We start from the raw sequence: 14,866 nt of genomic DNA, 5'->3' as shown, positions 1-14,866 counted from the left end.
GCGAGGATCAGCGACGGTCCGCTACAGCAGGCCGTCCCAGAACTGCTCCAGCAGCACGGCCCACCACGTGTCCGCGTTCTGCAGGGCCGCCGGGTCGATCGCGGCGAGCTGGGCCTGGAAGTCGGTCGTCCAGCGACCGGCCTGGTCCGGCGTCAGCCCGTACCGCAGCCGCCACATCCGGCCCAGCAGGGCCAGCGAGCGGACGAACTCCGGTACACCGCTGTTGACGAACCGGGGCGGCTGGCCGGTTCCATCGATGTCCACGGCCACCACGTGCGCGGTGCCGTACTGGACGCACAGCTGGCGGCCGTAGTCGTTGCCCAGCACCAGGTAGCCGCCGAAGTCCGGGCCCGCGCCGAGGCCGCGCTCGGCGGCCAGCTCGGCGAGCGTCGGGATCGGACGGCCCTCCTGCGCCTGCGCCCAGAAGAACGGCCCGAAGTCGCGCGGCAGCCCGGCCCACATCAGGGACTGGGACACCGGCTCGGGCACCCCCTGGCGGGAGACGGCGCGCTGCTCGTAGCGGAACAGGTTCTGCCCGAAGGCGGCGCCCGCCTCCTGGGCCAGCTGCTGCGGCGGGAGCGGCGGCAGCGCCTGGACCGTCCCCGGCGCGGGCAGCGGCACCCGGAACGGGCGGACCCGCTGGGCGCCGGAGGCCAGCTGGTGCAGCTCGTCCAGGTGGTCCAGCAGCTCGGCCATCCCGGCCTGCCGGGAGGCGTGGTCACGGCCGTACGGGGCGGTGTGGGTCAGGCGGACGTTCGGCCAGGACGCGGCGATCATGCGGTTGCAGTAGCCGCCCGGCAGGTCGCACGACTCCAGCTCGGTGTAGAGCTCCAGCACCTGCTCCGGCGGCACGTTGAGCCGGCGCAGGTCCTGGAGGATCTTCCACTCCGGGTGCGGGGTGCCGGGCTCGCTGCGGTGCAGCAGCTTCTGCTCCGAGCCGTCCGGGCCCCGGTAGCTGAGCGCGGCGAAGTACCCCGGGCCGACCGCGGGCACGCCCGGGGGCACCTGCGCGGACGGCGGCGAGCCGGGCGCCGCCGCCGGCGGGACGACCCCGGCGGCACCGCCCGCGTTCGGGTAGCCGTAGCCGGCCGCGGGCGCGGCCGGGGCCGCCGGGCCGCCGGGCGGCGGCGGGACGGCGGGGCCGCCGGACGGCGGGGTGCCCGGGTCCACCGGGCCGCTCAGCAGCGCCGGGTCGATCGCGCCCGCCAGCTGGGTCGCCTCGTAGGCCGTCCCGGAAGCGGACGGACCGGCGGCGGACGGACCGGCGGACGGTCCGCCCTGCGGGGCCGCCGTGGCCTCCCCGCCGCGCAGACCCGCCGGGGGCGGAGGCGGCGGGGTGGACGCGGCGCCGCGGCCGCCGGGGGCGGCGGCGGGCGTGCCGGAGCCCGGGGTGTGCTTCAGCCCGGCGGGCGGGGGCGGCGGCGGGACCGAAGCCGCGTTGCGCCCCAGCCCGGCGGGAGCGGCGCCCGCACCGGGGGCACCGGCGAGGCCACCACGCAGCGCGGCCGGCGGGGGCGGCGGCGGGGCCGAAGCCGCGCCCCGGCCGAGTCCGCCCTGCGCCGCGGTGCCCTCCGGGGCACCGGGGACAGGGGTGCCGGGAGCCGGAGTGCCGGGAGCTGGAGTGCCGGGGCCCGGGGCACCGGGCAGACCGGCCAGGCCGGGCAGACCGCCGGGCGGGGCCAGCATCGTCGGCGCGTGCTCGACCTGCGGGCCGGCGGCGGGCGGCGCGGCCGGGGCACCGGGCGGACCACCGGGGCCGGGCACACCGCCGGGCGGGGCCAGCATCGTCGGCGCCTGCTCCACCGGCGCACCGCCGGCGGGCGGCCCGGCCGGGGCACCCGGCAGGCCCATCAGCCCGGGCACGGCGTCCGGCGGAGCGAGCAGGGTGGGCGCCGGCTCGGCGGCCGGGGCGGGCACCGGGGCCGGCGGGGCGGCGGGCGGTTCGGCGGCGGGCGGGGGGACCGGGGGCATGCCGTAGCCGCCGCTCGCCGGCGGCATCAGCATGGTCGCGGCCTCCGCACCGGTCGGCGCGGCGGGCTCGGGCCGGTCCGAGCCGGTGATCCGCAGCCCCTCGGGCATCAGGACGGTCGCGGCCTCGTCCCCGGCCGACGGCTGACCCGGCCCGGCGGGCGCCACGGGAGCGGCGGGCGGGACGGGCGCGGGAGCGACAGGTGCGACGGGCGCGGGCGGCGGCACCGGCTCGTCGTGCGGGGGCGGCGCGAGCATGGTCGGCGCGGACCCGGCGGGCCGGTCGGAGACCGGCGGCTCGGTCAGCACGGCAGGGGCGGGCCGCGGCGCCGGAGCGGGGACCGGAGCCGGAGCCGGCGCCGGAGCAGGCGGCTCCTCGACCGGCGCGATAGCAGCGGCGGCGGCCGGAGCATCCGCGGCCTCCCCCGGCGGGCCGGCCGGAGCCGTCCCGAGCCGCTCCGCCTCCGCCGCGATCGCCGCGGCCCCCGCCTCCTGGAGCCACTGCGGCGGGCTGAGCAGGAAGGAGGTCGCCTCCACCGGCCCGGGCGCGGGCTTCGCCGCCCCGGCCGGGTTGGCCGCCACCGGCCGCCCGTAGACCTCCTCGTACTGCCGGACCACCTCGTTGACGGGCAGCGCGGGCCAGAGCGTGCTGGCGCCCGAGTCCCGGGCGATCACCAGCCGCGCCTCCCCCGAGCCGCCGCTCCCGCCCGTACCGCCGGAGCCGTCGTCCGCGGGCGCCACCGCCCAGCAGACGAAGCCCAGGTCGAACTCCCGGACCCGCACCTCGCGCTGCTGCGAGCGCGGCACCCCGCCGTTGATCCACTCCTCGGCGAGCTCCTGCGCCTGCGCGTACGTCACCACGCCCGGTTCACCCCTGTCCGCATCCTCTTCGTCCCCCGTTCCACCGACACCACCGCGACCACCGAGACCACGCGCCTCAGCCCACCGGGACGGCCCGGGCGAACCCGCCGTCCACCATCAGCTCCGCGACCGTCTCCAGCTCCGGCGGGCTGCCCGCCAACCGCAGCAGGAAGGCGTCGAAGTCCTCGCCGCAGGGCAGCAGCAGCCGGGCGCAGCGGTCCTCCGGGGCCTCCGGGGCGCCGTTGTCGCGGGCGTCGTCGTACAGGTGGAACCAGACCGAGCCGGCCCGCTCGCCGCGCACCTTGAGCGCGACCAGGCCGCCCTGCGCGTAGGCGATGCCCAGGTAGTCCTTGGTGAGGTGGTCGCGCAGGCACTTGTTGGCGTACACGAGGTCCTCGGTGCCGTACTCCTCGGTGAGGGTCAGGAACGGCTGGTCGAGCAGCAGCCCGAGCTCGGTGTCCAGCGCCACGCCGACCGGGGCGCGGCCGCCGCCCAGCTTGAGGAAGGTCCGGTAGGCGTCGGGCAGCCGGTAGCCGAGGCGCTGCTCGGCGCGCTGCACCAGGTCCTCGGGGACGCCGATCGGGTCGCCGCCGTCCATGGCCAGCGCGAAGTGCACCGGTCGGCGCTCCTGCAGCGGGCGGGTGCCGCGGCGGGTGTGGTCGGCGGCCGAGGTGGCCAGGCCGGCGTGGTGCCGCAGCAGCGCCTTGACCTCGACCGGGACGAGCTCCATCCGCCGCCAGCCGGGGGCGGCCCGGCCGACCGCGTGGTGCCAGGTCCAGCCGGGCGGGGTGGCGACGGCGGTGGGCAGGTCGGCCCAGAGCGGGTGGCCCTGGGTGTAGAGCGCGGCGTTGGCCGAGACGTAGTCGGTCAGCCGCAGCTCGTCCACGCCGAAGCCCTCCGGCGGGTCGGCGACCTCGGCCGCCGCGGCGGCGTACGGGCCGAAGTCCGGGAAGCCGTACTCGTCCACCCTGACCCCGGCGGGGTGCCGCTCCGCGCGGACCGGGTCCGGGAACTGCACCACCTGACCTGCGTACGCCGCGTTCGGTGCGGCGGCGACGCCGGGCCGACCTGTCGTCATCTGGGAGCCCCCACTGGCTGCTGCAAAATACGGTGCTTGCTGGGCACCAGCCTAGGGCCTGCCTTCAACCCCCCGTCTGCCAGGCGGACGGCCGGGGCCCCGGCCGCGGGCCGCGGGGCCGGTCCGCGCCCGGCCCCCTCGGCTCGCCACCGGCACCTCCCCCGGGGGCCCGGGGCCGGTGTCGGTGGATCAGCGGACAAGTCGTGACGGACGCATGCGCGTTCGGCCAGGACCGGGTGGCCGCCCGCCCGGTCCGTCGCGACACCGGCCGCCGCCGCACCCCGGTTGTGCGGTTGTCGGTGCCGTTTGACAGGCTTGCCCAGGACCGGCCCGGTCGCTCCGGCCGACGCCGGATCACGAGGAGGAGGACGACGGATGACCACCGGTGAGCCGGCGGGCCCGCCCGTGCTGCGCCACCACCGCGACAGCCTGCTGCCCGCCGTCGCCGCCGCGCTGTCGCTCAAGGGCGGCGAGGTGCACACCCTGGCGGGCGACAAGGACCCGCGCCGCCCGGTGCTGCACCACCTGGTCGCCGACTTCCTGGCCACCCTGCCGTCGGAGGCCCGCGAGCGCTTCACCGGCCGCTGCCCGGAGGCCGTCCTGCTCTCCCAGTACCTGACCGGGGTCGACGGCCGGCGCTCCAAGCGGGCCGCCCGCAAGCCGATGACCCTGCACGAGGCCCGCAAGGCGCTCAAGGGCTCCCGGATGACGACCGTTCGCATCCGCGAGGAGGGCGACCCGGCGCACGGCAGCCACGCCCCGCCGTGCCGTTCCTGCGACCCGATGCTGGAGCACTTCACCGTGCGCAGCGTCGCCGTCGGGCCGCCCGCGCACTGACCGGCCGCGTGTCGGCCCGTTCCCCCCGTCCCCCAGCCCTGGAGTCCGCCCTGAACCCGCCCGTCCCGCCCGCACCGGCCACCCTCTCCCCCGCCGGCACCCGGACCCGCCCGCGCTTCCCCGCCGACGTCGCCGCCGAGCTCAAGGCGGCCGGCTGGCACCCCGGCCGCTGGCAGATCCGGCAGGCCGAGGAGTGGGCCGACACCCTGGTCGGGTACGGCGCTCCCACCGGCGCGGGGCACGTGGTCTTCCCGGCGGCGGTGGAGGCCTGGGCCGAGTTCGGCGGCCTCGCCTTCGACCTGTCCGGCCCGGGCCGCCAGCTGGCCCGCACGCCGTTCCTGATCGACCCGCTGTGCGGCCTGCACCAGCCGCGCACCCTGCTCGACCTGGGCCGGGCGCTGGGCACCCGGCTGGCCCCGCTCGGCGAGGAGGCGTACGGGCAGGCGCTGCTGGCCGTCGACGAGGAGGGCCGGGTCTACAGCCTGGACCACACCGGCGAGTGGTTCCTCGGCCACGGCATCGACCAGGCGATCTCCACCCTGGTGCTGGGCACCGTCCCGGAACGGCTGCGCACCGCCGAGGAGTGACGCGGGGCGCCGGGGAAGGGCGCTGAGGACGGCTCAGCGCAGCCGCTCGGCCCGCACCGCCAGCCGGGACGGCAGCACCGCCTCGACCCGGAAGCCCCCGTCCGCCTCCGGTCCGGAGGAGAAGGTGCCGCCCAGCGCGATCACCCGCTCCCGCATCCCGACCAGCCCGTTGCCCCCGCTGGGCAGCTTCGCCGCGCCGTCCTCGCCGCCCGGGCAGGCGTTCACCACGGCCACCCGCACCCCGTTGGGCGCATACGAGAGCAGGACGGACACCTGGGCGCCGCCGGCGTGCTTGTGCGCGTTGGTCAGGCCCTCCTGGACGACCCGGTAGGCGGTCTGCTCGGCCTCGCCGCTGAACTCCTGCCGGCTGCCGCTGACGGTCAGGGTGACCGCCATCCCGGCCGCCCTGGACTGGTCCACCAGCCGCGGCAGCCCGGCCAGCGAGTCCGGCTCCGGCTGCCGCTCGTCGTCCATCCGCAGCACCCCGAGGATCTCGCGCAGTTCGTTCAGCGCCTGCCGGCCCACCTCGCCCATCAGCTTGGCGCTCTGCGCCGCCTTGGCCGGGTCCTTGCCGGCTATCCGCTCCAGCGCCCCCGCGTGCACCACCATCAGCGACACCCGGTGCGCCACCACGTCGTGCATCTCCCGGGCGATCCGGGTGCGCTCCTCCAGCCGGGCCCGGCGGGCGCGCTCCTGCGCCTGCTCGGCCAGCAGGTCCAGCTCGGTCTCCAGGCCGTGCGCGCGGTCCTTGAGCGAGTCGATCAGCCGCCGCCGCGCGCCGACGTACAGCCCGGTCACCACCGGGGCGACGGTCAGCCCGACCGACACCAGCAGCGACAGCAGGATCTGACCCCACAGCGGCGGCGGGTCCACCGGCGAGTCCTCGGGCGTCATCAGCGACACCGCCATCACGGCGGCCGCCTCGGCGAAGGCCAGCGCGGACAGCGCCACCACCCGGCGGCGGCGCGAGGGCCACTCCCAGGTCGAGGCCAGCGTGTACAGCGCCACCACCAGCAGCACCACGCCCAGCATTCCGGGCATCACCAGCAGCGTCACCAGCACCGGGACGGCCGGCCAGCGCCGGCGCACCACCAGCGAGCCGCCGGCCAGCGTGCCGAGCACGGCTATGCCGACCGCTCCCGCGGTGGTGACGTGGATCCGGGCGGAGAGGAAGGCGATCGTGCTGGTCGCGCACTCCACCGCGGCGAGCAGGGCCAGCCCGATGTCCAGGAAAGCGCTGCGCGGCCGCTTCCACCACCAGAACGACCGGACCGGCACGCGCTCCCCAGGCGACTTGCTCATGCCCCACAGCGTAAGCGGCAACCCGCTCCCCTCCCCACCGGGATTGCCCGGTACACCCCCCGAAGCCGCCAAGTGGTCCAGACCACAGGTGGTTTTCGGCAGGCCTGTCCGCCATCCGGCCACCTCTCGGACACCGCCCGCCCCGACACCTATGCTGGTCGCGTCGGACAGCGCGGTCCGCACGCGTCACACCCGCCACACGCGTGTGGACCTGTGACGATGAGCCGTTGCCGAACCCCACCACCACAGGGAGCCAGCCGTGACCGCTCCGGTCCCCACCCCGGCGGACAACCCCACGCCCGTCACCGCCGACAACGCCGCCCTGCGTGCGGACATCCGCCGTCTCGGCGACCTGCTCGGCGAGACGCTGGTCCGCCAGGAGGGCCCCCAGCTGCTGGGCCTGGTCGAACAGGTCCGCCTGCTGAGCCGCACCGACGGCGAGGCCACCGCCGAACTCCTCTCCGACATCGACCTGGACACCGCCGCCAAGCTGGTCCGGGCGTTCTCCACCTACTTCCACCTCGCCAACGTCACCGAGCAGGTGCACCGCGGCCGCGAGTTCGCCACCCGCCGCGCCCGGGAGGGCTCGCTGCTCGCGCAGACCGCCGACCAGCTCGCCGAGGCCGACCCCAAGCACCTCCGGGACACCCTGGCCCACCTCGCGGTCCGCCCGGTCTTCACCGCGCACCCCACCGAGGCCGCCCGCCGCAGCGTCCTCAACAAGCTGCGCCGGATCGGCGAACTCCTCGACCGCATCCACCGCGACGAGGTCACCTCCGGCCTGGCCGCCGCCGACCAGGCCCGCACCAGCAGCGCCAAGCGCTCCGCCGACCGCCGCCTGGCCGAGGTCATCGACCTGCTCTGGCAGACCGACGAGCTGCGCATCGCCCGCCCCGAGCCCACCGACGAGGCCCGCAACGCCGTCTACTACCTGGACGAGCTCTACCGCGAGGCCGTCCCCGAGGTCCTGGAGGAGCTGCACGAGGAGCTCGCCCGGGTCGGCCTGAACCTGCCCGACGGCGTACGGCCGCTCACCTTCGGCACCTGGATCGGCGGCGACCGCGACGGCAACCCCAACGTCACCCCGCAGGTCACCTGGGACGTCCTCAACCTCCAGCACGAGTACGGCATCAAGGACGCGCTCGCCGCGATCGACGACCTGCGCAACACGCTCTCCACCTCCGAGCGGCTGGCCGGCGCCTCGGTCGAGCTGCTCGCCTCGCTCAACACCGACCTGCACCTGCTCCCCGAACTCAGCCCGCGCTACAAGCGGATGAACGCCGAGGAGCCCTACCGCCTCAAGGCCACCTGCATCCGGCTCAAGCTGGAGAACACCCGCGAGCGGCTGGCCGGCGGCACCCCGCACGTCGCGGGCCGCGACTACCTCGGCACCCGCGAGCTGATCGCCGACCTGCGGCTGATCCAGGACTCGCTGCGCGCCCACCGCGGCGAGCTGATCGCCGACGGCCGCCTCGCCCGCGCCATCCGCACCGTCGAGGCCTTCGGGCTGCAGCTCGCCACCATGGACGTGCGCGAGCACGCCGAGGCCCACCACCACGCCCTCGGCCAGCTCTTCGACCGGCTCGGCGAGGAGGCCTGGCGCTACGCCGACATGCCCCGCGAGTACCGGCAGAAGCTGCTCGCCAAGGAACTCCGCTCGCGCCGCCCGCTCGCCCCCACCCCGGCCCCGCTGGACGAGGCCGGCACCAAGACCCTCGGCGTGTTCAACACCATCCGCGGGGGCTTCGAGCGCTTCGGCGACGAGATCGTCGAGAGCTACATCATCTCCATGTGCCAGGGCGCCGACGACGTCTTCGCCGCCACCGTGCTGGCCCGCGAGGCCGGCCTGATCGACCTGCACGCCGGCATCGCCAAGATCGGCATCGTGCCGCTGCTGGAGACCACCGACGAGCTCCAGCAGGCCGACCGCATCCTCGACGAGATGCTCTCCGATCCGTCCTACCGCCTGCTCGTCTCGCTGCGCGGCGACGTCCAGGAGGTCATGCTCGGCTACTCCGACTCCTCCAAGTTCGGCGGCATCACCACCTCCCAGTGGGAGATCCACCGCGCCCAGCGCCGACTGCGCGACGTCGCCCACCGCTACGGCATCCGGCTGCGCCTGTTCCACGGCCGCGGCGGCACCGTCGGCCGCGGCGGCGGCCCCTCGCACGAGGCCATCCTGGCCCAGCCCTGGGGCACCCTGGAGGGCGAGATCAAGGTCACCGAGCAGGGCGAGGTCATCTCCGACAAGTACCTGCTCCCCTCGCTGGCCCGGGAGAACCTGGAGCTGACCCTCTCCGCCACGCTCTCCGCCTCCGCGCTGCACACCGCCCCGCGCCAGGCCCCCGAGTCGCTGGCCCGCTGGGACGCCGCGATGGACCAGGTCTCCGAGGCCGCCCACACCTCCTACCGCGCCCTGGTCGAGCAGGAGGACCTGCCGAAGTACTTCTTCGCCTCCACGCCGGTCGACCAGCTCGCCTCGCTGCACCTGGGCTCCCGCCCGTCCCGCCGCCCCGACTCCGGCGCCGGCCTGGACGGCCTGCGGGCCATCCCGTGGGTGTTCGGCTGGACCCAGTCCCGGCAGATCGTCCCCGGTTGGTACGGCGTCGGCTCCGGCCTCGCCGCCGCCCGCGCGGCGGGCCTGGGCGGCGTGCTGGACGAGATGTACGGCGAGTGGCACTTCTTCCGCAACTTCCTGTCCAACGTCGCCATGACGCTGGCCAAGACCGACCTGCGGATCGCCGCCCACTACGTCGAGCAGCTGGTGCCCGGCGAGCTGCACCACGTCTTCGACCAGATCAAGGCCGAGCACGCGCTCACCCTGCGCGAGGTGCTCCGGCTCACCGGCGAGAGCGAACTGCTGGAGCACAACCCGGTGTTGAAGCAGACCTTCGCCGTCCGCGACGCCTACCTCGACCCGATCTCCTACCTCCAGGTCGCGCTGCTGCGCCGCCAGCGCGAGGAGCTCTCGGCCGGGCGCCAGGACGACCCGCTGCGCGCCCGCGCGCTGCTGCTGACCGTCAACGGCATCGCCGCCGGCCTGCGCAACACCGGCTGACGCCCGCCCCCGGCGAGCTCCTCGGCCGGGGCTCGGGAACGACCGAGGGGCCGGTGTCCGGGACACCGGCCCCTCGTCGTCGGGTTCCTACTCCGCGCCGTCGCCCGCGCGCCTGCGCTTCAGCCACAGCGCCGCTCCGCCGGCCGCCACCACCAGGCCGCCGCCGACCGCCAGCAGCCCCGCGTCGGGGCCCATCGAGTCGCCGAGCACCGGCCCGAACTGCGCCGCCGCCGGCTCCGGGGCGACCGCCGGGTCCGACTCGGCGACCGGCTCCGCGTGCGCCACCGCACCGCTCGACAGCAGCACCCCGGCCGCTCCCAGCGCACCGGCCGTACCGACCCGCCGTCCGAGCCGCTTCAGCTCGACCACCCGGCTCCGCCGCACTCGGCGGACCGGACGCAATCCCCGCATCGAGAACTCCCCAGGACTGGTTCGCGTACCAGGCCGACGCTATCCGATCCGGCACGGGGTTCTCACACCGATTCAGGTGCGGACGGGCAAGCGTTGTACGACCGTTGCGTACCCGTGCCCGGTCCTGACGAGCGGTCAGCCGGTCAGGAGTTGTACGTCCCCTGGGCCCGCTCCAGCCCCTCGGACAGCAGCGCCTCCACCGCGTCCGCCGAGCGGTCCACGAACCACTCCAGCTCCTTGCGCTCGGCCGAGGAGAAGTCCTTCAGCACGAAGTCCGCGACCTCCATCCGGCCCGGCGGACGGCCGATCCCGCAGCGCACCCGGTAGTAGTCCGGGCCCAGCGACTTGGTGATCGACTTCAGCCCGTTGTGGCCGTTGTCCCCGCCGCCCAGCTTCAGCCGCAGCGCCGCGTAGTCGATGTCCAGCTCGTCGTGGACCGCGACCAGCGCCGAGGTCGGCGCCTTGTAGAAGTCCCGCAGCGCCGTCACCGGCCCGCCGGAGAGGTTCATGAAGGACATCGGCTTGGCCAGCACCACCCGCCTGCCCGCCAGCCGCCCCTCGGCCACCTGCGCCCGGCTCTTGTGCGCCTTGAACCTGGCGCCCATCCGCTGCGCCAGCAGGTCCACCACCATGAAGCCGATGTTGTGCCGGTTCCGGGCGTACTGCTCCCCCGGGTTGCCCAGGCCCACCACCAGCCAGGGGCCGTCGTAGTCCTCAGCCATTCCTCAGCTCCTCGCCTTCGCGCTTGTCGTCATCATCCCGGACACACCGCTGCCCCGGGCGCTCCGACGGGAGCGACCGGGGCAGCGGCCTCAACTAGCGGTGCGAGGCTCAGGCCTCGGCGGCGGCCTCGGCGGCCTCGGCGTCGGCGTCGGCCTGCGAGGCCTGGGCGCCGATGACCTGCAGCACGACGGTGTCGGCCGTGACGGCCAGCGAGGTGCCCTTGGGCAGCTCGATGTCGCCGGCGGTGATCGAGGCACCGGCCTCCAGGCCCTCGACCGAGACGGTGACGGCCTCGGGCAGGTGGGTGGCCTCGGCCTCGACCGGCAGGGCCTGCAGGACGTGCTCCAGCAGGTTGCCGCCCGGGGCGAGCTCGCCCTCGGTGTGGACCGGGATCTCGACGGTGACGGTCTCGCCGCGCTTGACCAGCAGCAGGTCGACGTGCTCGATGGTGCGCTTGATGGCCTCGCGCTGGACGGCCTTCGGCAGGACGTACTCGTCCTTGCCCTCGATCGGAACGACCAGCAGGGCGTTCGGGGTCTTCAGGGCCATCATCAGGTCGTGGCCGGGCAGGTTCAGGTGAACCGGGGCGTGGCCGTGGCCGTAGACGACACCGGGGACGAAGCCGGCGCGGCGGGCGCGACGGGCGGCACCCTTGCCGAACTCGGTACGGGTCTCAGCGGCAAGACGGATCTCGGACACGACTGCACTCCTCGTGGAAATGGCGCGGGGGTGCAGGCAACGCGAAAAACCGCCGGGACCACACCCTCAGTACGTTCGGGGGTCACTCGGCGGCAACGGCCTGCCGGGCGGACGTTGATCCGGCACCGGCAGCGCGTCGATCACGGAGCGGGCACCCGGCGAGCGGGCGCACGGCATCCCTCGCCGAGCAGTTTCACGAGTCTAACCGCACGGGCGGCCTCTCGCGAAATCGGCGGCGGCCCCGGTCCGTCCGGACCGGGGCCGCCTGCGCGGGCTTCGTCAGTGCACGCCCTCGAAGAGGCTGGTCACCGAGCCCTCCTCGAAGACCTCGCGGATCGCGGCGGCGATCGACGGGGCGATGGACAGCGTGGTGATCTTGTCCAGCTGGAGCGAGGCCGGGGTGGGCAGCGTGTTGGTGAACACGAACTCGCTGACCCGCGAGTTCTTCAGCCGGTCCGCGGCCGGGCCGGAGAGCACACCGTGGGTGGCCGCCACCACGACGTCCGCGGCGCCGTTGTCGAACAGCGCGTCGGCCGCGGCGCAGATCGTGCCGGCGGTGTCGATCATGTCGTCGACCAGCACGCAGACCCGGCCCTTGACGTCACCGACGACGTCGGCCGACAGGATGGTGTTGGCCTGGGTGATGTCGCGGCGCTTGTGGATGATCGCCAGCGGGGCGTCCAGCCGGTCGCACCACTGGTCGGCGACCTTCACGCGGCCGGCGTCCGGCGAGACGACGGTCAGCTTCGAGCGGTCGACCTTCCCGCCGATGTAGTCGGCCAGCAGCGGCAGCGCGAACAGGTGGTCCACCGGGCCGTCGAAGAAGCCCTGGATCTGCGCGGTGTGCAGGTCCACGGCCATCAGGCGGTCGGCACCGGCCTGGCGCAGCAGGTCGGCGATCAGGCGGGCCGAGATGGGCTCGCGGCCGAGGTGCTTCTTGTCCTGACGGGCGTAGCCGTAGAACGGCAGGATCGCGGTGATGCTCTTGGCGGAGGCCCGCTTCAGAGCATCGATCATGATCAGCTGCTCCATGATCCACTGGTTGATGGGAGCCGTGTGGCTCTGCATCACGAAGCAGTCCGCACCGCGCGCGGACTCCAGGAAGCGGACGTAGATCTCGCCGTTGGCGAAGTCCAGGGCCTTGGTGGGGACCAGCTCGGTCCCGAGCGCCTCGGCCACCTCCTTCGCCAGCTCCGGGTGGGCACGGCCGGAGAAGAGCTTCAGCTTCTTCTCACCCGACGTCGTGATCCCGCTCACTGCACCGTCTCCTCGCGTTGCGGACGCTGAACCCTCGACCCGGTGCGGGCAGGCGAGGCCCACGCGCGGTACGGGGTCGGGGGAATGTCGGTACGCCTGGACACGGGCGGTAAGCCCAGTGGCGCACGTATGTCCCCAAGGTTACGCGCCCGCGCAGAAACCGTCCGCCTCGGGACCGGCCCTCGGGCTCCGGCCCGCCCGCTCAGGCCTGCTCGGCCCCGTCCGCCGCCGCCTTCGCGGCCTGCGCGGATGCCGTCCCGGGGCGCTTGCGCTCGACCCAGCCCTCGATGTTGCGCTGCGTGGCCCGGCTCACACCGAGCGCCCCGGCCGGGACGTCGCTGGTGACCACCGAGCCGGCGGCGGTGTAGGCGCCGTCACCGATGGTGACCGGGGCGATGAACATGTTGTCCGAACCGGTACGGCAGTGCGCGCCGATGACCGTGCGGTGCTTGTTCACGCCGTCGTAGTTCACGGTGACCGAGGCCGCGCCGACGTTGGTCCCCTCGCCGATCGTGGCGTCGCCGATGTAGGACAGGTGCGGCACCTTGGCGCCCTCGCCCAGCTCGGAGTTCTTCACCTCGACGTAGGTGCCGACCTTCGCCTTGCGGGCCAGCTTGGCGCCCGGCCGCAGGTAGGCGTACGGGCCGGCGGTGGCCAGCTCGCCCACCTCGGCGCGGTCGGCCGTGGTGTTGCTCACCCGGGCGCCGGCGCCGACCAGGGTGTCCCTGAGGGTCGAGTTCGGGCCCACCTCGCAGCCCTCGCCCAGGTGCGTGGCGCCCTGGAGCTGGGTGTTCGGCAGCACCACGGCGTCCGGCTCGTAGCTGACCTGCACGTCGAACCAGGTGGTCGCCGGGTCCACCACGGTGACGCCCTCGCGCATCGCCCGCTCCAGCAGGCGGTCGTTCAGCAGCCGGCGGGCCTGCGCCAGCTGGACCCGGTCGTTGATGCCCAGGATGTCCCGGTGGTCCTCGGCCACCACGGCGCCGACCCGGTGGCCCGCCTTGCGCAGGATCTCCAGGGTGTCGGTCAGGTACTCCTCGCCCTGCGAGTTGTCCGTGGTGAGCTCGGCCAGCGCCTCGGCGAGCAGCTTGGCGTCGAAGGCGAAGACGCCGGAGTTGATCTCGGTGATCGCGCGCTGGGTGGCGCTGGCGTCCCGCTCCTCGACGATCGCGGCGACGGTGCCGTCCTCGTCCCGCAGGATGCGGCCGTAGCCGAAGGGCTCGGGGACGACGGCGGTCAGCACGGTGACGCCATTCTGCTGGGCGGTGTGCGCGTCGGCCAGCCGGCGCAGGGTCTCCCCGGTCAGCAGCGGCGAGTCGCCGGCGGTGACGATGACGGTGCCGTCCAGCACCACGCCGTCGGCGGTCAGCGACTCCAGCGCGGTGCGCACCGCGTGGCCGGTGCCGTTCTGCTGCTCCTGCACCGCGGTGCGGGTGGCCGGGTAGTGCTCCGCCAGGTGCGCCACGACCTGCTCGCGCTGGTGGCCGACCACCACGACCAGCTGGTCCGGAGTCAGTTCCCGGGCCGCCGAGACCGCGTGACCCACCAGCGAGCGCCCGCACACCTCGTGCAGCACCTTGGGCAGCTTGTTCGACTTCATCCGGGTCCCGCCACCGGCGGCGAGCACGACAACGGCGGCAAGCGAATTGGCACCCATGCGGGGAGGCTCCTCGGTAGGTTCACAGAGAGGGCAGAGCAGGCCCGGCCCGGACCCAGGCCGGTCGCCATTCGCACAGTCCGCCGAGCAGCACCGACAATACCGGCGCGGTGGAAAACGCCCGAACCCGAGGCGTGCAGAGGCTCCGCCGCTAGGATTCGAACCCAGACAAAGGCCTCCAAAGGGCCCTGTGCTGCCATTACACCACGGCGGACAGTCGTGTCAGACCCTACCCGAGTGGGCCCTGCCGTGGGTATCGACTTGCACCGATCCACGGGCCCGTTTCCGTCCCCGGCGACCGAACCCGCCCGGCCCCCGGTTCATCCATCCAGTCGGGTGAATTCACTCGAGCGCCGCGCGGCGGAGTGTTCCCCTGGACACGAAGCGCAACCTACGATGCCGTAGGTTACGCCAACGTAGCTCCGCTT

The 14,866-nt window shown here is 74.6% G+C and carries 11 protein-coding genes and 1 tRNA gene; 3 read left to right on the top strand and 9 right to left on the bottom strand.

Annotated features, from left to right (window positions below; translation table 11 throughout):
• Window positions 1–21: 21 nt before the first annotated feature.
• Both ACFY0X_RS06315 and ACFY0X_RS06310 read right to left on the bottom strand, forming a co-directional pair.
• Entirely contained in the window at window positions 22–2,829 is a 2,808-nt protein-coding gene (locus ACFY0X_RS06315; RefSeq protein ID WP_387749571.1) for an SUKH-4 family immunity protein, read from the bottom strand.
• Between the two features lie 76 nt (window positions 2,830–2,905).
• Window positions 2,906–3,907: an SMI1/KNR4 family protein gene (locus ACFY0X_RS06310; protein ID WP_387749569.1), complete on the bottom strand. Its 1,002-nt coding sequence runs from the start codon at window positions 3,905–3,907 to the stop codon at window positions 2,906–2,908.
• 375 nt (window positions 3,908–4,282) lie between these two features.
• On the opposite strand from ACFY0X_RS06310, the gene ACFY0X_RS06305 reads away from it, so the two are divergent.
• Complete coding sequence (locus ACFY0X_RS06305) at window positions 4,283–4,744, top strand: YwqJ-related putative deaminase (RefSeq protein WP_387749567.1); 462 nt, start codon at window positions 4,283–4,285, stop codon at window positions 4,742–4,744.
• An 8-nt stretch (window positions 4,745–4,752) separates the two neighbouring features.
• Window positions 4,753–5,331 (top strand): SUKH-3 domain-containing protein, encoded by a 579-nt coding sequence (locus tag ACFY0X_RS06300; protein ID WP_387749564.1) that lies wholly within the window; start codon window positions 4,753–4,755, stop codon window positions 5,329–5,331.
• A gap of 33 nt (window positions 5,332–5,364) precedes the next feature.
• On the opposite strand, the gene ACFY0X_RS06295 is transcribed toward ACFY0X_RS06300, so the two are convergent.
• Complete coding sequence (locus ACFY0X_RS06295; protein ID WP_387749561.1) at window positions 5,365–6,633, bottom strand: sensor histidine kinase; 1,269 nt, start codon at window positions 6,631–6,633, stop codon at window positions 5,365–5,367.
• 259 nt (window positions 6,634–6,892) lie between these two features.
• Here ACFY0X_RS06295 and ppc point away from each other — a divergent pair, with 259 nt between their 5' ends.
• On the top strand, window positions 6,893–9,691 hold the full coding sequence (gene ppc / locus ACFY0X_RS06290) for a phosphoenolpyruvate carboxylase (protein ID WP_387749558.1): 2,799 nt from the start codon (window positions 6,893–6,895) through the stop codon (window positions 9,689–9,691).
• An 87-nt stretch (window positions 9,692–9,778) separates the two neighbouring features.
• On the opposite strand, the gene ACFY0X_RS06285 is transcribed toward ppc, so the two are convergent.
• The 6 genes from ACFY0X_RS06285 to ACFY0X_RS06260 all read right to left on the bottom strand — a co-directional run bounded on the left by ACFY0X_RS06285 (window position 9,779) and on the right by ACFY0X_RS06260 (window position 14,652).
• Entirely contained in the window at window positions 9,779–10,060 is a 282-nt protein-coding gene (locus ACFY0X_RS06285; protein ID WP_387749555.1) for a hypothetical protein, read from the bottom strand.
• A gap of 185 nt (window positions 10,061–10,245) precedes the next feature.
• Window positions 10,246–10,824 (bottom strand): aminoacyl-tRNA hydrolase, encoded by a 579-nt coding sequence (pth, locus tag ACFY0X_RS06280; RefSeq protein ID WP_387749552.1) that lies wholly within the window; start codon window positions 10,822–10,824, stop codon window positions 10,246–10,248.
• A 109-nt stretch (window positions 10,825–10,933) separates the two neighbouring features.
• Entirely contained in the window at window positions 10,934–11,524 is a 591-nt protein-coding gene (locus ACFY0X_RS06275; RefSeq protein ID WP_387749549.1) for a 50S ribosomal protein L25/general stress protein Ctc, read from the bottom strand.
• 279 nt (window positions 11,525–11,803) lie between these two features.
• Window positions 11,804–12,781: a ribose-phosphate diphosphokinase gene (locus ACFY0X_RS06270; RefSeq protein ID WP_387749547.1), complete on the bottom strand. Its 978-nt coding sequence runs from the start codon at window positions 12,779–12,781 to the stop codon at window positions 11,804–11,806.
• A 202-nt stretch (window positions 12,782–12,983) separates the two neighbouring features.
• Window positions 12,984–14,438, bottom strand: coding sequence for a bifunctional UDP-N-acetylglucosamine diphosphorylase/glucosamine-1-phosphate N-acetyltransferase GlmU (gene glmU / locus ACFY0X_RS06265; RefSeq protein ID WP_387749544.1), 1,455 nt, complete (start codon window positions 14,436–14,438; stop codon window positions 12,984–12,986).
• A gap of 143 nt (window positions 14,439–14,581) precedes the next feature.
• Window positions 14,582–14,652, bottom strand: a tRNA-Gln gene (locus ACFY0X_RS06260).
• Window positions 14,653–14,866 lie beyond the last annotated feature (214 nt).

Origin of the sequence: Kitasatospora sp. NPDC001547, assembly GCF_042894165.1 — a bacterium.
GTDB lineage: Bacteria > Actinomycetota > Actinomycetes > Streptomycetales > Streptomycetaceae > Kitasatospora.
This window is presented reverse-complemented; position numbering and strand designations above follow the sequence as displayed.